The sequence below is a fragment of the Tabrizicola sp. genome (assembly GCF_051645465.1).
In the GTDB taxonomy this organism is placed as follows: Bacteria; Pseudomonadota; Alphaproteobacteria; order Rhodobacterales; family Rhodobacteraceae; genus Tabrizicola.
Window position 1 is genome coordinate 1 of sequence record NZ_JBOFBI010000028.1, and the last position, 17,907, is coordinate 17,907.

15 protein-coding genes are annotated in these 17,907 nt (G+C 62.7%); 5 read left to right on the plus strand and 10 right to left on the minus strand.

Annotated elements, in window-relative coordinates:
- Positions 1–17: 17 nt before the first annotated feature.
- Positions 18–449, minus strand: a complete 432-nt coding sequence (locus ACRCSW_RS01695) for a DoxX family protein (protein WP_438702269.1) — start codon at positions 447–449, stop codon at positions 18–20.
- Positions 450–578: 129 nt separating this feature from the next.
- Here ACRCSW_RS01695 and ACRCSW_RS01700 point away from each other — a divergent pair, with 129 nt between their 5' ends.
- Complete coding sequence (locus ACRCSW_RS01700; RefSeq protein WP_438702270.1) at positions 579–1,508, plus strand: LysR family transcriptional regulator; 930 nt, start codon at positions 579–581, stop codon at positions 1,506–1,508.
- 278 nt (positions 1,509–1,786) lie between these two features.
- Here ACRCSW_RS01700 and ACRCSW_RS01705 read toward each other — a convergent pair whose 3' ends face one another.
- From ACRCSW_RS01705 to ACRCSW_RS01720, 4 genes are all read right to left on the minus strand, one after another.
- The gene (locus tag ACRCSW_RS01705; protein WP_438702271.1) at positions 1,787–2,392 is read right to left on the minus strand and encodes a hypothetical protein; all 606 of its coding nucleotides are present in this window, start codon (positions 2,390–2,392) and stop codon (positions 1,787–1,789) included.
- A gap of 621 nt (positions 2,393–3,013) precedes the next feature.
- Positions 3,014–3,469 (minus strand): Mov34/MPN/PAD-1 family protein, encoded by a 456-nt coding sequence (locus ACRCSW_RS01710; RefSeq protein WP_438702272.1) that lies wholly within the window; start codon positions 3,467–3,469, stop codon positions 3,014–3,016.
- A complete protein-coding gene (locus tag ACRCSW_RS01715; RefSeq protein ID WP_438702273.1) occupies positions 3,466–5,139 on the minus strand; it encodes a ThiF family adenylyltransferase in 1,674 nt (557 codons plus the stop codon). The genes ACRCSW_RS01710 and ACRCSW_RS01715 overlap by 4 nt, the downstream gene beginning before the upstream one ends.
- Positions 5,132–6,265 carry a CBASS cGAMP synthase gene (locus tag ACRCSW_RS01720; RefSeq protein ID WP_438702274.1) on the minus strand — a complete coding sequence of 378 codons (1,134 nt, stop codon included), beginning with the start codon at positions 6,263–6,265 and terminating at the stop codon, positions 5,132–5,134. The genes ACRCSW_RS01715 and ACRCSW_RS01720 overlap by 8 nt, the downstream gene beginning before the upstream one ends.
- Positions 6,266–6,400: 135 nt before the next feature.
- Between ACRCSW_RS01720 and ACRCSW_RS01725 the strand changes: the two genes are divergently transcribed.
- The 3 genes from ACRCSW_RS01725 to ACRCSW_RS01735 all read left to right on the plus strand — a co-directional run bounded on the left by ACRCSW_RS01725 (position 6,401) and on the right by ACRCSW_RS01735 (position 9,374).
- Positions 6,401–7,438 carry a CBASS cGAMP-activated phospholipase gene (locus ACRCSW_RS01725; protein WP_438702275.1) on the plus strand — a complete coding sequence of 346 codons (1,038 nt, stop codon included), beginning with the start codon at positions 6,401–6,403 and terminating at the stop codon, positions 7,436–7,438.
- Between the two features lie 8 nt (positions 7,439–7,446).
- Positions 7,447–8,397, plus strand: coding sequence for a TIR domain-containing protein (locus ACRCSW_RS01730; RefSeq protein ID WP_438702276.1), 951 nt, complete (start codon positions 7,447–7,449; stop codon positions 8,395–8,397).
- 167 nt (positions 8,398–8,564) lie between these two features.
- On the plus strand, positions 8,565–9,374 hold the full coding sequence (locus ACRCSW_RS01735) for a DUF3800 domain-containing protein (RefSeq protein ID WP_438702277.1): 810 nt from the start codon (positions 8,565–8,567) through the stop codon (positions 9,372–9,374).
- Positions 9,375–9,548: 174 nt separating this feature from the next.
- On the opposite strand, the gene ACRCSW_RS01740 is transcribed toward ACRCSW_RS01735, so the two are convergent.
- The 4 genes from ACRCSW_RS01740 to ACRCSW_RS01755 all read right to left on the minus strand — a co-directional run bounded on the left by ACRCSW_RS01740 (position 9,549) and on the right by ACRCSW_RS01755 (position 15,233).
- Positions 9,549–12,899 carry a DEAD/DEAH box helicase gene (locus ACRCSW_RS01740; RefSeq protein WP_438702278.1) on the minus strand — a complete coding sequence of 1,117 codons (3,351 nt, stop codon included), beginning with the start codon at positions 12,897–12,899 and terminating at the stop codon, positions 9,549–9,551.
- Positions 12,900–13,081: 182 nt separating this feature from the next.
- Positions 13,082–13,774: an SMC-Scp complex subunit ScpB gene (scpB, locus tag ACRCSW_RS01745; protein WP_438702279.1), complete on the minus strand. Its 693-nt coding sequence runs from the start codon at positions 13,772–13,774 to the stop codon at positions 13,082–13,084.
- A gap of 2 nt (positions 13,775–13,776) precedes the next feature.
- Complete coding sequence (locus tag ACRCSW_RS01750) at positions 13,777–14,598, minus strand: DUF1403 family protein (RefSeq protein WP_438702280.1); 822 nt, start codon at positions 14,596–14,598, stop codon at positions 13,777–13,779.
- 119 nt (positions 14,599–14,717) lie between these two features.
- The gene (locus tag ACRCSW_RS01755; RefSeq protein WP_438702281.1) at positions 14,718–15,233 is read right to left on the minus strand and encodes a GNAT family N-acetyltransferase; all 516 of its coding nucleotides are present in this window, start codon (positions 15,231–15,233) and stop codon (positions 14,718–14,720) included.
- A gap of 342 nt (positions 15,234–15,575) precedes the next feature.
- Here ACRCSW_RS01755 and ACRCSW_RS01760 point away from each other — a divergent pair, with 342 nt between their 5' ends.
- A complete protein-coding gene (locus ACRCSW_RS01760) occupies positions 15,576–16,619 on the plus strand; it encodes a tyrosine-type recombinase/integrase (RefSeq protein WP_438702282.1) in 1,044 nt (347 codons plus the stop codon).
- 42 nt (positions 16,620–16,661) lie between these two features.
- On the opposite strand, the gene repC is transcribed toward ACRCSW_RS01760, so the two are convergent.
- On the minus strand, positions 16,662–17,906 hold the full coding sequence (gene repC, locus ACRCSW_RS01765) for a plasmid replication protein RepC (RefSeq protein ID WP_438702283.1): 1,245 nt from the start codon (positions 17,904–17,906) through the stop codon (positions 16,662–16,664).
- Position 17,907 lies beyond the last annotated feature (1 nt).

The window sequence follows — 17,907 nt, forward strand, 5'->3', positions numbered from 1 at the left end:
GTCGCGGGCCGGGTCGTTCACCCGGTGGTGGCGAGACCGGCCGGGCGGCCGGAGCGGAGGTTCGGCCGCAGCGCATAGGCGCCGTCGCCGAGCAGCGCCTGGACGGCGAGCACCACGGTCCAGAAGGCCGGGAACTCCCAGCCGCCGCCGGCGGCCGAGAACACCCAGCCGTTGCCGAGATGCACCCACGTCGCGCCGATCAGCACAGGGATCGCAGCGAGAGCAACCCAGCGACTAAAGAGGCCCGCGATCAGCATGAGGCCGCCGATGATCTCGATGGCGATCGTTCCGTAGGCGAGCGCCGCAGGGAAGCCGAGCTTTCCGAAGAAGCCGACGGTGCCGGGAATCGTGAAGACGAAGACCTTCATCAGGCCGTGAGCCAGAAGCATGACGCCCAGGGACAGGCGAAGCAGCGTGGCGGCGTAAGGAGCGAAGCGGTCTTCGATCATGGCGGTCATCCTTTGCAGACATGGTGGCGCACAGCTGTTGTGCCGCCTCCGAGAGGTACTAGACCAATTCCAAATTGGGCATTAGACGCAGTTTTGTAAGTTATTTCCATCCATAATGGAAGCAATCCAATGGACAGGCTCGATTGCGACCGCATGTTCGTCGCGGTGATGGAGAGCGGCAGCTTCGCCCGCGCCGCAGGCAGGCTTGGCGTGAGCTCCGGGCAGGCTTCGAAGCTGGTGGCGCGGCTCGAATCCGATCTCGGCGTGCAACTCCTCAACCGGACGACGCGGGCGCTCTCGCCGACCGAGATGGGCTTGGCCTATTTCAACCGGATGCGGGTCATTCTCGACGATATCGAGGCGCTTGACGTCGCCACGAAGGCCTCGTCGGCTGAACCGACGGGCCGGTTGAGGATCACGGCTCCGATCGCCTTCGGCGCGGCGCGGCTGACGCCGGCGCTGCTCGCTTTCGCCAAAGCCCATCCGCGCATCGAGCTTGATGTCCAATACACCGACCGGCTGGCCAATCTCATCGATGAAGGCTTCGACGCCGCGGTCCGGATCGGCGCGCCCGCCGACAGCTCGCTGATCGCGCGCAAGATCGGCGAGGCGCGGATCGTCGTCGTGGCGGCCCCGACCTATCTGGCAGAGGTCGGCGAACCGGCCGATCCTCCGGTGCTGAAGGACCATGCCTGCATCATCGACACGAACTTCCGCGAGCCCACGCGCTGGCGGTTTTGCGGCTCCCCTGGCGCGCCGCTCGTCGTCGAGGTCGGCGGCCGGCTCAAGCTGTCGAGCGGCGACGCAACCGTGGCCGCCGCCGCGGCGGGCTTCGGCATCGCCCGCGTTCCGGATTTCATCGCGGAGCCTCGCCTCGCGCAGGGCGATCTCGTGCGCCTCCTCGCGCCGTTCGAGGACGAGCCCATGGCGATCCATGTGCTCTATCCTCCGACGCGCTGGCTCGCGCCCAAGGTTCGCGCCCTCATCGACTTCCTCGCCGCCAGCTTCAGACAGGACGCGACGACGCATGCGCCATCAGGTTCACCCGCGCATCCGTGACGCTTCTAGTCTTCGCCAGTCGCCGTCGGCGCCTGCTGCCAGCGATTGGCCCTCAATCCATCTGGAGGGTACATATTCCGCTATCGATGCGCTGACCGCCGATGGCAGCCGGTTTTGCATCGTTGGCCAGGCAGGAGCGGAACCCGCGTACCGGAATTGAGCGGCTTTTGATGACCAGAGTGTCCGCCCGCCACCTCGCCGTTCCGCGTCCGCTAATCACAATCGAAGGATGAGGAATTGGAGCCTAGCAGAAAGCACCACGATGACCGACTGCTAGTCTACTTCCAGATCGCCCACCAAGCATGGGCCTCCTTGCGCACCAGACGGAGCTTTCCAGCCCCCAGCCTTTCGGTGAAATAATCCCCGAACAGTTTCGCGCCTTTGGAAGTCTCGACCCGCAGAACCGCCAAGCCCCGGTAGCGATCACCACCGCCCGGAAGGCCCTCCTTGCGCTCGTTGAGATAAGCGTAATACAGCCGGTCGCGACTGATGCCCTTATCGCGTTCGGCGTGAACCACGAGTGTCCGGGATGTCGACTGCGCGCTGTCTAGGATGAGTTCAATCTTCAGAAACGAATGATTGACCGTCAGCTTGACGTCACGAACACCGGATCCATTCGGACCGTCAAAATTAAGCTCCCCAGCCCACGCTCCACCGAGATAGGGGAAGACGAATTTTTGCACACTCGGCATCCATCGCCAAGCCACATAGGGTATCAGCGTGATAGCCAGCGCCATGATGGATGACCAGCGGATGACCCATTTGACATCGCGTAGCGCGTCGCCGGTTCCGACTACTCCCGCATACACCGCCGCCAAAACAGCAAAACTGATTAGGATGACGGCGCACTTGATGAGCAGACGAACAGGCAGGAGGTGTAGCATAGCAAACGGCTCGGTAACCCCTGCCCAAAGTGTTCGAGGACCTGATGGACAAAAATGATCAAATCTTCACGTCGCTCGCAGCGGCAGGGAGGGTCCGCGCGCCGACGATCGTCTGCCTTTACACAGGCCGAGATCGGCCGTCGAGTTGCGTCCCGATGTTGCGGTCGCCTGAACCCAGAACGGATGCAGCATTCGACAGCACGTTCCCTGACCATCTCGCGGCAGCGCTCGCATTGAATCCTGCCGTCCACGACGGGGCTGTGATGATTGGCCGAGACGATATCACGTCCGCCTACCGCATCACTGGCTGGTCTTATCGGCTTTTTCCGCCGAGCTTGGAAGCGGCGCAAGAGGCTAATCGTGGCTCGGCTTTCAACAGTTGCCTCGCGATGTCGGTTGTACGCCAAGTCGATCGGCTATATTTGGTCACGGGCATGACCGCCTATTGTTTCCAAAATGGCAGCTTTAGGCAACTTTGATAATTCTTGCAATAATTTAGGCGTTTGCCTTGATGGCCAATAGGCTTCCACTCATTTGTCCGTGTCACTACTAATGCTTTCCAGAGCGCTTGGTGTTGTTTGCGCTAAATCACGCTGCGTTTGCTGCAGGCAGATTGCGGCTTCATGGATCCGCAGCCAACATGCGCTCCACGACTCCCCTCCATCCGAATCCACACCAGAAACCCTCATAACCGACGATTAGGAAGATGAGCGGGTGGGAAGCCGTCTTCATTTGGCGCGACCACGTCATCCTGTCCAACATCGATGGCGTCGGAAACGGCTCGGGGTGCGTATGCCACTCCCCAACAGCGGTGACCCGCTCGTCGTTCCCGCGCCAGGCGGCAAGCGCCGCAGCTTGGTGACCCCTGTCCTTCCGGTCGAAGAGGAAGCGCAGCCGCCGATCGGCGGGCAAGGGGACCGTGCAGTCGACGATCTCGACGTGCGGTCCGCGGTAGCTTCCGATCAGAATGCCGCCCGCCTCGCGCTGGTTCTCGGGCGGACGGGCGTAGGGAGCGATCGTCCGCATGACCGCGTCCTCGATCAGGACGAATTCCTGGGCCGCGATCTCGAGGATCATGTCCTTGCGCCGCATTCCGGGCAGGCCCTCGACGGAGCCGGACTTGACGAAGCCGACTGGAAGGCCGCCTTCTGGTCGAAGATATGGTTGCGCAGCCGATGGCCCGGCTGGCCGTTCGCCCAGTCAAGAACGAGGTCGCACGCCAGCGCTGCGGCGGCAACCGAGCGTGAAACCGGGAACGGAATGTAGTGCGGATCGGAGCAAGAGAGGTTCGACCCGACCTCCAACTCGCCGGGCTCGCGGAGAATGCGGAACCGTGGCTCGCCACCCAAGGTGGGCTTTAGGCACTTAAGGCAAGCTTTGTCGGGCTCACCGGTTAGAATGGCCTGCGCCGCCGCACCGTTGCCCAATAGCCAGACGAAGAGGTGGGCAGGCGACTGGGGCCGTCCGCCGACCGCGCGGGCGTTCAACGCCAGCGACAATGCCTCCTCGCCTGTGGCGTCGATGACAATGTCGTAGGCAGACAGCGGCGTCCGCATCTTACGCGCGTCGCCCGCATGCGGCTCGATCGCCAATCCGGGCAACTGGGAGTTCAGGAACTCGGCGCAGGCCTCTGCTTTGTTGCGGTCGAGATATGGCACTCCGAGGAGATGGCGTCCGAGATTGGCCGTCTTCAGGGTTTCGGAATCGGCGAGCGTCAGGTAGCCCTTTCCTGCGCCCGCGCCGGATTGTGCCAGTTGCTGCGCGAGGAAGCCGCCGATGGTTCCGCAGCCGATCAAGAGGATCTTCTTGCCTTTGAGGTTCATCCTGGAGCCCATGTTGCGACCGTAGATGTAGGAAAGGCTCGCCTCTTCGAAAGCATAGCGTTCGATGGCAACGGATGCGGCATGCTTCATCAGCACGCCAGGGAGGGCGACCCTGCGGGTGGTCAGGAACTCCGTCGTGCAGAAGCGCTTGGGCACCGTCATGCGGCACCCGTAAGCGCCGTTGGGCGTCTTGATGGCGAGGATCGCCGCTTCGCCCTTGATCGTGAGCATAAAGCGCTCGAGGGCGCCGACGTGTTCGGGAGCGGCGTAGCAGAGCCACCGGTTGAGACCGGCGAGGTCCATGGGCGGCCACGGCCCAGAGGGATCGAGCGTGAGCGGCCTGTCAGTCCGGACAACCAGGGCGGGCTCCGTGACACTGGTCACGTTCTTTGGCCCTCGGTGCATCTTCAAGGCCCAAGTTGATTTGAGCGCCAGGACGCGCGCCATGCTGTTTTCGCCGCCAAGGACGATGAAGTAGGCAGTGGCCGGTCCAGTGTAATCTTCGGGCAGGTCGAGCAGCATCGGCGTCGCCAGCCAATAGGCCCAGAACTCGTCTGCGAAGGCGGCGTCGGAACGTCCTCTTATCGCGTCCCTGATGACCTTCTCCGCCTGCTCGAGGCACAGCAGCACGGCGCCACCGGGATCGTAGCGGTCGAGAACGACTGCGCCTTTCGCGAAGTAACATACCTCGCGGTCGGGTCCCAGATGCGGCAGCGCGCGCGTGCGCAATTGGTATCGCCGGTCGATGCCGATGACCGGCAGATCGACAAAATCCAGATCCGGCACGTCGAGCCAGACCGGCACATCCAAATTGCCGCGGTCGATGACGCCGACGTACCGATCTCTGCCCGGCCTGGAGAAGTCGGCGACGAACCCGCGATGCGTCAGCGCATCATGAATGCGTGCACGGGCTTCGTCAGCCACTCTGAGAACGACCCACCAAGGGTTGCGGCACCTGAGCCCTGGGCTGCGCCATCACGGTCGCCACTGCTGCAGGCCCCACGGTCACCAGATCCGCGCGGTCCGGCACGCGCGTGCCCAGGATCGCTTGCATTAACTGGACAGCCCGTTGGCGATCGTCGCATCCCTTAACCGTCTCCCGTATCCGGTCGGCGAGGTTTTCGGCTGCGGTGACGACGTGCTTGCGCTCCTCTGCCGACATCCGGTTCAAATCCTCATCCTTGCAAGCCGGATTCGCGACGGCCTTGCCGAGCAATCCCGGAAGGCGCTCGACGACCCGCAGGAAGCGCTCGTCTTCGCGATCAGGTAGGAAGGGGCCGCGGATCACCTCATAGGCGTTCCACACACAAGCCATCAGCAGGATTGATGAGAGGTGATGGTCGTCGAGGCGATGATGGTCGCGCCACGCTTTGAGGTAGCGACAGTCACGGCGCAGCCTCTCACCGTAGATCTCAATCGCCCTGACGAACCAGTCGTGGATCTTGCGGGGATCGGATTCCATCCAGTCATCCTCGCGATGCGCGAGCAGGACTGAGTCGGGCGGCAGCGCTTCCCACACGTCACGACTTGCCTTGGCCAACTCGCTCCGCGAATTGAGCGTTGCGGCCGCCCTGTCCTCCAGGAGAATAAACTCACTGTCGGGGATGGCGTAGAGCGGGATGTCGATGTGCGAGTCGCGGGATATCTCAACGCGCGAGCAGGTCGGCTTCTTGACGTGCTTCCAACCCTCCTCGCTCGCCAGTTCGACCAGCACGCCGTCGATGAACTTGAAGAAAAGGTCTGCGGCCGTCGAGGGCTTCTCACCCTTCAGGAAGGACATCGGAAGATAGCATCCGTCGTCCAGGTCCTTCTGCTGCTGCGGCGGCCATGCCGGATCGTTCAACGTGCCGTAGGCGCAGCTTCCCTGGGTGAAGAACCGGGGACGGATGACGCGTCCGAAAAGCGTCGCGCTTGACGCTGCAAAGGCCGTCCTCAAACGCGCACGGATCTTGGTGCGCGCGCGTTTGAGGGGCGTGTCGTCAGGATCGATATTGTCGAGGAAACACTCGTCCTCGACGGTCGAATACAGCAATTTCGATACGTTCGCCAAAAACCGTCTCCATTATCTGAATTCCCGCGGCGACCGTGCGTGAAGGAATCATGTGGAACATCGAGTATATATAGATGTAATCGTCGCGAAAGGAACATAAAAGGAACGCTCCGTCCACAGCGAAGAGGGCCGCGCATGACGTTCAACATCCTTGCATTGAGCGGCGGCGGATATCGGGGCCTCTTCACCATCGAGGTCCTGGCCCGACTCGAGCAGAGGGCCGGACGGCCCATCGGTGAGTGCTTCGACTTGATCGCGGGCACGTCAATTGGTGGCATCATCGCCATCGGCCTAGCGATGGGCAAGAGCGCCGAGAGCATCAAGAAGGAGTTCATCGAGCGGGGCGAGGACATCTTTCCGAAGCGCAAGACGCCGACGACGCAGATCGGGAAATGCTTGGAATTGTGGCAACACGGATCGAAGCCGAAATACGACGGCATCGCATTGCGGAAAACCGTCGAGAGCGTGCTCGGTGGCGACACACTGATCCAGGATGCCAAAACCCGGCTGCTCGTTCCCGCGATCAATATGACGGCCGGAAAGGTCCAGATGTTCAAGACGCCTCACCATGAGCGCCTTACTGAGGACGGGAGGCGTAAGGCGGTCGATGTCGCAATGGCGACATCAGCGGCGCCATTGTTCTTCCCGCTCGCCAAGATGGGCGAAAACTACTACGCCGACGGTGGTCTTGCCGCGAATGCGCCCGACGCTTGCGCCATCCACGAGGCAGTTCACTTTTGCGATCAGAGTATTGATGATCTGCGTCTGATCAGCATCGGCACGACATTCACCGGCTTCGGTCTGCCAACGTCGCTAGGCGCCGACTTTGGCCCTTTGACGTGGGTTGAGAAGGAACGAATCCTCGCTACCGTCATGGGCGCGCAGCAGCAGTTGGTAGAGTATATGACGGGTCACATGCTGCGTGATCGCTATCTGCGCATCGACGCGTCGCTGTCGTCTGAGCAGTCGGCCGAAGTGGGTTTGGATGTGGCGACACCGGAGCGCCGAGGCGTCCTGCTCGGGTTGGCGGAAAGCGCGTTTCAGAGCATCGCATCTCACAGTCTTGTAGTGGATGCGCTCAGCCACCGTCCGGAGCGGGCTTCGTTCGTTCCAGTACAGCCATCAAGTGTGACGGTTGGCTCTAATCCTCTGGAAGCAGCCGACGAGAAGTGAGGAGACCGATGTTCAATGTTATGGTTACAGCCGGCGACAACGCTTGGGAGGAGGGCGCCTATGTTTGGGACAGGTCGCGTGTCCTTGAGCACACAGACGCTGAGATCCGCGCGCAATTGAATGGATTGCCACCGGCGGCACTTGAGGAACTCGCGAAGCTACCAACCCTCTTCATGTACGAGCGTCAAGCAGAAGGAGTACCGAAGGTCGGCACAATAAAGCGAATTCAGCAGCGGGGAGCTGAGATTCGCGTCATTTTCGAGTTTGACGAGGCCGTGGCACCGCTGAGCATCGAGCAGATCGAAGCTTTGCAGTGGAATCTAGGGCTGGCGGACTTCGAGTTCACCCGGACGCATTGGGCAGTTAAGCAAGGCGAACTCTACGATATTTTGCATGCAGCCGGGCATATGCCGCAGCCGGTAGCAGCCGTGCCGCAAGTACCTGAGGATCCGGAGGCGGAACCGCTACCAGCTGTCGATGTAACCCCAGCCAAGGTATTCCTCGTCCACGGACGCGACGAGGCAGCGAAGCACGCTGTAGCGCGTTTTCTCGAGCGGCGGGTTGGCCTTGATGTGATCATCTTGAGCGAGCGGCCGAACCGGGGGCGCTCAATTCTGTCCAAGTTTCGCGAGGAGGCCGACGGCGCAAGCTTCGCTGTCGTCTTGATGACACCGGACGATGTCGGACACCTTCGTCCCGGGCTTCTTCAGGCCGGCGCTGCCGCGGCGCCTCCCCAGCCTCGGCCGCGTCAGAACGTCGTCTTCGAACTTGGCTTCTTTATTGGCCAGCTCGGGGTCGAGCGGGTTTGTGCTCTAGTATCGCCCGGTGTGGACCGGCCCTCCGATTATGACGGGATCGTCTACGTCCCACTCGATGATCAGGACGGCTGGCAAAAGAAGCTCGTGACCGAGCTCCATGCCGCCAACGTCCCTGTCGCCGCAACATGGTGGCAGGCTTGATTAGTTGAAACGGAGCCGAAAGACGTCCGAATCCATCGTCACGATGTGTTGGTCGCGTATCGAGGAGGCCTGGTCGACCAAGCATCGAGCGCTTTGGCCAAACGCCAAGCAACGCTCGCTGAAACGACAGTTCGAAGAAATTGCCGTTTCGGGGTAGCTGAGAAGCCATGGCGAGTGAGATTCACCTCTATTTCGATGACACCGGCAGCCGAAATCCCGACCATGCGCCCGACCATAGGCGGATGGACGGCATGGACTGCTTTGGGCTCGGCGGCATCCTCATCTACGAGGAGGACATCGGCGGTCTGATCGAGGCCTACAAGGCATTCCGGACCAAATGGTTGATCGACTACCCGCTGCATTCCCACGAGATCCGCGGTGGCCGCGGCAATTTCGGCTGGCTCAAGAAACCTGAGAACGCACTGGCGTTTCTCTCCGACCTCGAGGAATTCCTGCTTGCGCTGCCTGTCATCGGCATTGCTACGGTGGTCCACCGGCCCGGCTACGTGGACCGCTACAAGGACGTGTACGGCAATCGCACGTGGCTGATGTGCAAGACCGCGTTCTCTGTTCTGGTCGAGCGTTCCGCCAAATTCGCCAGATCGCGCGATCGCAAGCTTCGCGTCTTCTACGAGCGCGCCGGTAAAGCCGAGGACCGAGACATCATCGCCTATGGCCGGGCGCTGAAAAGGGAGGGCATGCCCTTCAATGCTGATAACTCCGCAGCTTACGGCGCGCTGACGGCGGAAGACTTCCGGGCGATCGTCCACGGAGAGCCGAGAGGTAAAACCAAAGACACCCCGATGATGCAGATCGCCGACCTTTTCCTGTATCCCATGGCGAAAGGTGGTTACGACCCGAGCTACCGGCCCTATGCGAAACTGTTATCGCAGGGGAGGTTGATCGACAGTTTGGTGTCAGAAGACGAGCGTCCCCTGCTGGGCATCAAATACAGCTGTTTCCCAAAGCCGGAATGACAAAGGCCCGGCTTGCGCCAGGCCTCTGAAAGATCGGCTGGCGCTTGGCGCCAACCCCGGAGCGATGCTCATGAGCTGCATATAACCCGAAACGGGTTGGAATTCAATGAGAGGGCGAGATGTGCCCTTGCGCCAGTTCGCTCGTTGGAGCTGCTTCTTTCCCGTCACAGCAACTTACGGACTTACCCAAACGCCGAAGCCAACATTGTAGGTCTGAGCGAGATAGGAGCGCACGGCCCCGAGCAGCGGCATATGCTCCGTAACAGCGCGCGCCTTCGAGTAGCCCGGTTGGACAATCACGACCTTGAACTTACGCTCCATCATGCGCCGCGATGCCATCCAGTCGTCGAGCAGATCCGCATCTCCATGCTGCAAGCGGGAATGCATGTCGCCACTGGTTCGCGACAACGCGTCCTGCCGAAGACCCTCCTGCCGGATCATTTTCTGGAAGAATAGGCTTCGGCGATCGGCCCAACGCACCGATTTCATGGCCTGACCGCAAACCTCATAGAGATCCTTGATCCGTGAACCTGGCGTCGGTTCAGATGAAAACTTGCAATGGTAGAGCTCGATATCGAGTACCTTACCTTGCCTCCTGATAGCCACGACATCGGCGATCTCGCCGGCGGCATCGCCGTCGAAAACCAGGTCGTAGGCCGGCTTGGAGGCAAGCAGACGATCAATCACAAACCGCTGGACTGTGCCTGGCTGGCGTCGAGGCCCCTGCGACTCTTTCGTGATGTCCACACCCTTCCAATCAAGGGCTTCGACCATTTCCACATCGAACAGCAGGTCGTCAGGGCCAAGCGTGATGACCATGTCGCTGCCGAAGAGTGCAGCACCTGAGGCGAAACGAATGACGGGAGGCGTCTGGCGGAAAGCCTCTTCGATCGTCATCTCCCGCTTGCCGGTCTTGAGCATGACGGTTGATCCCCTTTGGGTCCGATAGCTCGCAATACCGTCCTTTATGTCTAAGGAAATCACCGCTTCAACTGTGTCCGCCCGGACCGCGAAACGGATCGGCCCACTCTCGGCGTGATCGATCAAATCGATGTCGCAGTCCGCAAGAGCAACTGCCGTCCCATTGATCGCTAGGTCATGTCTCTCTTCGTCGGCGAGCGTGAATGTCTCGGGCCAGTCGATGCTGATGGGGACGAGTCCAGGAGGACGCATCTGCTGCCGCTTCGGCCGCAGAATGTTCTGCATCACGTGGTCGGTGCGAATGGTCTCGTCTATGAGCTTGGGACCAATTGATTTGGACCAGCTGATCCAGGCGGCGGGGTCTGCGGCAGTTTCGGACGTGTAGATTTTTCCCTTGGTCGAGCAGCCGATTGTGCGCTTCACCGTCTGACGCAGCTGGTCGCCATCCTCGTCTTCAAAGATTTCCTCAACGTAGCCACTTCCGAAAAGATTGGTCTTGACTCGGCTCCGGTTGCTCGCCTCCGCTTCCAAAGCCTGCGTAATGTCGACGCCACTGCTCAGCTGGAAGCGGACAGGCTTACTTTCAGCCTCCTTCACGCCCAAGACGTTGAGCATAATCTGCCGATAGCCATGCAGTGCTCTGAAAACGACTTCGCCGGTGATTGGCTCCGCTGTCCCCTCTGTCACGAGTTTGGCCGCGATGTGGGCCAAGCCGAGGTCATCCGAGGTGTGGACATAGAGCAGGTGTTGATCTTCATCCCAGTGGAGCATGAGCAGGTTGAAACGGACGTCCGTCGGCGACTTCACTCTTGTCCATCGGATCTTGTCCTCGTGGCGGGTGACGACCATCGCGAACGCCAACTCTTCGTTGATCAACGGCCCATCGATCCAAGAGGCGCGGCTTTCGAGTTCTCCAAGCTTAGCAGGGTCCCATCGCTGGCAAGCTGCAGTGTAGACGATCGTCGACAACTTCGGCGTGATCAGAGATTCCGGGATCTCTTCGAAGTGCCCGAGGTCAGCGAAAAGCTGCTCTCGCTGCTGCTCGGTCGCGATCCGCTTGGACGCCCTCTGTGGCAGCAGATGGTGCCAGTCCGCATCATCCCGGTAGAGGGCATTGAGAAATGCGTGCGGATCCTCCCGGGAAACAGGAGCAATGACAGTGGCGTCCCCGAGATTTGGATGCTGACGCGTGAATCTCCCGATGAACTGAAAAGTGACGGCCTCGCTCTTCTGGGGATTGTGAAGTCCCGCGATCTTCAGCTGCGGCAGATCGAACCCCTCGCCGAGCATATCGACGCAAATGATGATCCGCGTCTCCCCCTTCCGGAGGCGCTCCACGGCCGCCTCCTTGTCCCGGGTGTTCATCTTGCTGTTCAGGACCTCCACCGTGTGCTGAGGAAGCGCCTTGCGGTAGATGGGCAATAGCGCTTCTGCGCGCGCAATGCTGTCCACGCGCGCCATGGCGACGTGATTGAAGCCTCGAGCGATGTCGCGATCGAGAATTTCTCCGACGAGCTTCACGATCTCCTCGTCAATTCGGTTCTGCCCGACGGCCTTTACCGGAATGAATTCGATCTCCTTGAACAACTTTTGGTCCAGCGCGCGCTTCAGCGGATAACTGAAGACATGCTTTCCATCGACCCGGCGATCGTCGCTGCGATACGGCGTGGCGGTGAACTGGAGGACGATGCGATTCTTCGCCAGAAAACGACGCTTCAGATCCTTCCAGGTCGATGCAGCGATGTGATGCGCCTCGTCGATGAACAGATGCGTTACGTGATCCGCAAGGCGGGCCTGCAGCTCGGCGCCCATGACCGCGATGGATTGCATTGTCGTGACGATCACCTGGCTGTGCCGACAGAACGTATCGACCTCATCGACGTTTTTGAGCCCGCCCTTCAGGAACCCGACTACCGGGTGCGGGGCATCTGGCGGCAAACAGCCCAGGCGCTTCAGCTCGCCCAGAGTGACGAACTTCATGCCGATCTGATGTCGCAAAGCATCGTTCGGCACGACGACCATGAGCTTGCGGATCGGCTCGCTGACGAACAGGGCAAGCATAGTCTCTGTCTTGCCGGTACCTGTAGGCATGACCACGGTGGCTGGCTTGTCGGACACGACCCAGTGCGCTTTGACAGCGTGGATAGCTCCCATTTGAGGCGGACGCAGACCGGCTTCCAGCAACTCATCGCCATCATAGCGCTCGACCACGAGCCGCCACCCCGCTTGCCAATTATCGCGAAGCTTGTCGAACAGTTCCTCAGATGACGTGGTCGGCTGTGCCTGCTTAGGGTTCGTCCAGCGGGCAGACGGCAAGCTCACCGCCGCTGACAAGTCAGATAGGCTTCCGTGTTTTGAAATTCTCAGGATAGACTGAATGCCTTCGAACGAACTTTTCTTGCTCGCGCTGACCGCCAAGTCACGCCCATTCGCGTCTATCAGCTTGTAGTATTTGGAGTTTCGCTCACTTTTCTCGATGGCATCGAAGGGTGCTTGAAACTGCCTCGCAGCAACTTGGCAAATCAGCTTTCCGCACAACCGACCTCGAATCTCAAAGCGTTGCGGAAGCTTCAAGTCGGTCTTGTGACTGAAAAGATCTAACAAGCGCACCCCAGAACGTCAGCCCAACGATTCTATCGGTCGGATACTGGGGCACGGCCAGCTGCAAATACAAGCCAGGCGTTGGGCAATGCACAAAGTCTCGATCACTGCGGGCGCTGCAATCACGCCCCCGATCGACGTCTCTTGTGAGAACCCGAAGAAGCGGTGATGCAGCGTAAGTGCCATCAATCGCCCGCAAACGGTTCAAGCGCGTCGGTTGATGTATCTTCGCCTAGCAGCGCAAGATCGTCTGGCCGTCCATCACGATCGCTGAACACGAAATCCTGAGCGGTCTCGATGTCCGGCAGATCCCTGAGCGAATTCATCCCGAACTTCTCCAGGAACCCTTGCGTGGTCACATAGGTCAGCGGCGCGCCGACCTGCGGCATGCGCGGGCCGGCGCCCAGCAGGCCGAGGCGCTTGAGGCGGGCGATGGTGTCGCGGCCGATGTCGCGGCCGAGCATGTAACTCACCCGTTCGCGGGTGATGGGCTGGTGGTAGGCGACGGCCGCGACGACGAGGCTTTCGGTCTGAGAGAGCGGGGCGGTTTCGCCATCGCCGGAGTTCCGCTCGCCCCGCGCCTGGCGGATCGCCTCGGCGTAGCGCGGCCGCGTCAGGTGCCGCCAGCCGCCGGCGACGGGAACGAGGTCATAGGGCCGCGCCTTCAGCTCGTCGCGGATGTCGGCGATGAGGTCGTCCAGCACGGCCTCCCGGCCGACGAGCTCAGCCAACGTCTCGCGCGGCACGATGGCCTGCGAGGCGAAGATCGCGCCCTCGACGCGGTTCATCCATTCCCGCCAGCGCGCCTCCGGCGGCAGGTCGGCGAGCTCGCGGTCGAACAGCGCGTCGTTGTCGGTGGAGGATTTCGGCCGGGCCATCGTCACAACCCGTAGAGCCGGAAGGTCGGCCGGTCGGTGAGCAGCCGCAGCGCCCCCATGGCGTGCAGGCTCTCGCAGAAGCGCCGCGCGGCGCGGTCGGAGCCGAGGCCTTTGGTGTCTCCCCGGCCCCGCCGGTCAGCCTCTGGCTGCGCCATGCGCCAGGGCGCGACGCAATCGTCGCCGAGGATGAGCCGCACGCCCGCCCCACCATCACGGGTGCGCAGGCGATCGGCGGCCGTGGCCACGCTCTCCGCCCGCCGCGCCAGATCGACCGCCAGCGCATGAGCGCGCGCCGCCGCCAGACCGAACACCGCCATGCGCCGCGTCTCCCAACCCTCGCCACCCACGCGGAACGGCCGGCGCTCGCGCCCCTCGCGCCAGAGCGGATCGCCGATCACGGTCGCCGCCAAAGGTAGGGGCATCTCCCAGCCGAGCGCGGCGGCCAGCTCCGCATCGGCCCGCATCAGGGCGAGCACCTCCGGCGGTCCATCTCCCGCCGCGGCCGTCGCGCCGATCTCCCGGTCGAGCGCGTCCGCCATCTCGCCGGCGAGGCGCGTCGGCCAGCCGGCGAAGCGCCGCCAATGGCGGTGCAGGCGGCCCGCCGGTCCCGGATCGTCGCCGGGGCGGGTCAACCATTCCGCGTCGCGCAAGGCGGCCTCATCGGCGGAAAGCCTGAGCAGCCGCGCGCCGGCGACGGCGGCCTGCAGGGCAAGGCGCATGCGCAAGCAGCCGAGCCAGGGCGGATCGGCGCGGAGGATCTGATCGAGGGCGAAGAGCGCCGCACCGGAACGAGCGTCGTGGGAGAGGACTGTCGACTTGTCCAAGACTGTGACGCCCTGCCCGACCCAACGCGGCAGGGGCGGTGGCGGTGACGGCCGAACCGTCTCCTGACGTGCCGCTTTCCGCACGCGGCGCGGCGGGCCGCCGGAGGCCTTCTCGGGGCTCACGACGCGACCTCCCAGACAAGGCAGGGCGCGCGCGCACCGCCCGCGAGGATCCACGCGAAGTCCCGCGCCGGCGCGCGCCTCAGCCCAAGCCGCGTCATCACGGCCTGGGAGCGCAGGTTATCCGGCCCCGTATAGGCGATGATGCCCGTCAGCCCCAATCGATCGCGCGCATTGTCCAGCGCCGCGCGGGCGCTCTCGGTGGCGAAGCCTCGCCCCCACGCCTCGCGCCGGAACCGCCACCCAACCTCCACATGCGCGCCGAGCGGATGATCGGCGGCCGGCCGGGGCATGACGCCGGCATAACCCAGGAAGACACCCTCCGGATTTTCGACGGCGAAGCGGCCGTGGCCATGGTCGCGCCAGGCGTCGCGGTAGCGCTCGAACTTCGCTCGGGCCTCCTCCCGGTCGATAGGGCCTCCGAGATCCGCCATCACCTCCGCATCGGCATGGAGCACAACAAACGCCTCGAAATGATCGTCCCGCCAGGCGCTTAAGCGGAGACGCGCTGTCATGATCGCTGGACCAACGGAGCATGGAGCGGCATGGAGCGGAGGCGAATCCATGCCGGCAGTCTAGCACGAAGACGGCGGATATCCACTTTGAATGCAACATAACCGCCGCCGCTGTTCAGCGCCATCCAATGTCCAATAAGTTTGCCTTATCGGAGGTTTTTGAGATAGGCTTGGTTATGGTGATTTGGACGCACCCACGGCGCGAAAACGGGCCGTTTGATCGACCGGAGGCTCGATCGGACTCGCCGATGGCCTTCTCCGCAACGGGAGAGGTGTCGGCTTCACCCTCCTTGGGCGATCGCCACGCCCAGCATCCTCGTCGATCTGCGGAGACGTCGAACCATGACTGAAGACCCCCCTTCCCCCGGATCACGTCCAGGGCACACACTGCCAGCCACGCTCGACGCTACGACACCCGGCCTCACCCGCCTGGCCGAGACTGCGCGAGGCTATGCGGCGGCGCGCTCCAGCGCCAACACTCAGAAGGCCTACGCCTCGGACTGGGCGCAGTTCAATCGCTGGTGCCGGCGGAAGGGCATCGACGCGGCCGTTCCCGATCCCCAGGTCGTGGGGCTCTACCTTGCCGCTTCAGCGTCGGGCGAAGGCGTGGCGAAGGCGGCCGCGTCCTCGATCGAGCGGCGCCTTGCCGCGATCACAGCGACCTACCGCTCGGCTGGCACTCCCCTCCCCCGCCAGGATCGCCACATCGTCGACGTGATGGCCGGCATCCGCCGCACCCACGGTCGACCACCCCGCAAGAAGGAGGCGCTCTACGCCGAGGATATCCTGGCCATGGTCGCAACGCTGCCGACCAACCTGCGCGGCGTCCGTGACAAGGCGATCCTTCTCGTCGGCTTCGCGGGCGCGCTGCGCCGCTCCGAGATCACCGGGCTCGATTGCGGGCCGGAGCAGACAGCCGATTCAGGCGGCTGGATCGAGATCCTCGATCAGGGCGCGCTGCTCACCATCCGTGGCAAGACCGGATGGCGCACGGTCGAGATCGCCCGCGGTTCGTCGGAGCGAAGCTGCCCCGTGCAGGCGCTCGAGACCTGGCTGAAGCTCGCTCGCATCGCCAAGGGACCGGTGTTCCGGCGCGTCAGGCAAGCCAACAGCGACGTCGGATCGGAACGCCTCGTCGATGCACACGTGGCGCGGCTCGTGAAGGTGACGGCGATGAAGGCTGGTGTGAGATCCGACCTCCCCGAAGCGCAGCGCAAGGCGCTGTTCTCCGGCCATTCGCTGCGCTCCGGTTTCGCTTCCTCGGCCGCCGTCGACGAAGCCCATATCCAGCGGCAGCTCGGCCACGCCTCGGCCGAAATGACCCGCTCCTACCGCCAGACCCGCGAGCGCTTCCGGGTCAATCTCACCAAGGCGGCGGGCCTGTGAGCCACCCCGTGTCATCGTCTGCCGTTGCACAGCGATGCAACCTTATGCCCGTTTGCGCTTGCCGCTCCGCACCTTCGCGCTGAGCAGCGCCATCAGCATCGGGCCGAGCGAGAACTCCCCTGCCCTCGCCTTTTCGGTCAACCCGCGCAGGTAGCTGCCCGGGCTCCGAACGCTCTCGCCCTTCTGCAGGATCGCCGCCACGACGATCGCTGCCGGGATCTCGTCCATGACCTCCCGCGCATCCTCATAGGCCGAGGGACTGATCCCCAACGCCGATCGGACGGTGCCGGCCGTTGCGACGAACTCCGACCAGCCGCTGATGCTGCCGGACTTCGCCCAATCGACAAGATCGGGGCAGGCGTCGATCACCATGCCGAGTGGATAGGCCTGCGGCTTGGGCGATGAAGCACTCCCCTGCCCTGCCTTGCTGGGTGGCGAATGATCAGTTTCGGAGGGCTCCCTCAAACCTTGCCCCCAGCTTCTTTGGAAGCATGGTTCAGATTCTAAAGGTTCTGTATTTGAATTCTGAATGTCGGAGCCGTCCTGACGATCATTGCGTGTCATATTCTGTGTTTTGAGAAATCCTTCCAGGCACTTGGCCACTTCGACGTGGAGCGCGTGGAGGTCGGCCGCCAGTGGCTCTAAGTCCGACATGGGTTCCGTTCGCCTGAGGCGACCCGACAGCGCCTGGTGGCGCGCCATGAAGCCATGCCAGTCGCCGGGCGCGCCAGCCTCGATCGCCATAGCGATCATCTTGGCGATATCACGGCGATGCAGCGTGATGCGCTCGCGCAGGAGCGCGATCTGGCGCAGCTCGCCCTCGACCTCGGCCGCCACAGCCTCGATCTCGGCGGCGCGGGCGATTAGCGGCGTGAGATCGAAGCCGAAGGCCTGAGCGATCTCACCTCCCTGCCCTCTTCGCGCGTAGCGCTTGCCGTTGGGACTGTCGCGCCGGATGATGAGCCCGACTTCCATCAGTTGCGCCAGGGCGCGCTGCAGCGTCTTGAGCGCCGGTCCGCGGGCCCGCAAGGCCAGCTCGCGGTTAGACGGGAACACCGTCAGCCCTGCGCCGGGTGTGAGCGCGGTCTCCGGATGGAAGGTCAGCAGCGCATCAAGCACGTTGAGCGCCCTGTCCGACAGGCCGAGCCGGCCCTTGGCGAGCGTCAAGGCGCGCAAGATGCGCCACTTGTGGACGACGGCGTCGTCCGGTGTCGATGCGGCCAGCGTCTGCGTGGCCAGAAGGCCAGCCGATAGCGGCCGCCGCCCAAAGGGCGTCGTTGGAAGCATG

Excerpts from the sequence above, each read along its gene's own strand:
- ACRCSW_RS01755 (WP_438702281.1), bottom strand. The coding sequence starts at position 15,233 with ATGACAGCGCGTCTCCGCTTAAGCGCCTGGCGGGACGATCATTTCGAG.
- ACRCSW_RS01710 (WP_438702272.1), bottom strand. The coding sequence starts at position 3,469 with ATGATCCTCGAGATCGCGGCCCAGGAATTCGTCCTGATCGAGGACGCG.
- repC (WP_438702283.1), bottom strand. The coding sequence starts at position 17,906 with ATGCTTCCAACGACGCCCTTTGGGCGGCGGCCGCTATCGGCTGGCCTT.
- ACRCSW_RS01695 (WP_438702269.1), bottom strand. The coding sequence starts at position 449 with ATGATCGAAGACCGCTTCGCTCCTTACGCCGCCACGCTGCTTCGCCTG.
- ACRCSW_RS01705 (WP_438702271.1), bottom strand. The coding sequence starts at position 2,392 with ATGCTACACCTCCTGCCTGTTCGTCTGCTCATCAAGTGCGCCGTCATC.
- ACRCSW_RS01730 (WP_438702276.1), top strand. The coding sequence starts at position 7,447 with ATGTTCAATGTTATGGTTACAGCCGGCGACAACGCTTGGGAGGAGGGC.
- ACRCSW_RS01735 (WP_438702277.1), top strand. The coding sequence starts at position 8,565 with ATGGCGAGTGAGATTCACCTCTATTTCGATGACACCGGCAGCCGAAAT.
- ACRCSW_RS01725 (WP_438702275.1), top strand. The coding sequence starts at position 6,401 with ATGACGTTCAACATCCTTGCATTGAGCGGCGGCGGATATCGGGGCCTC.
- ACRCSW_RS01700 (WP_438702270.1), top strand. The coding sequence starts at position 579 with ATGGACAGGCTCGATTGCGACCGCATGTTCGTCGCGGTGATGGAGAGC.
- ACRCSW_RS01760 (WP_438702282.1), top strand. The coding sequence starts at position 15,576 with ATGACTGAAGACCCCCCTTCCCCCGGATCACGTCCAGGGCACACACTG.
- scpB (WP_438702279.1), bottom strand. The coding sequence starts at position 13,774 with ATGGCCCGGCCGAAATCCTCCACCGACAACGACGCGCTGTTCGACCGC.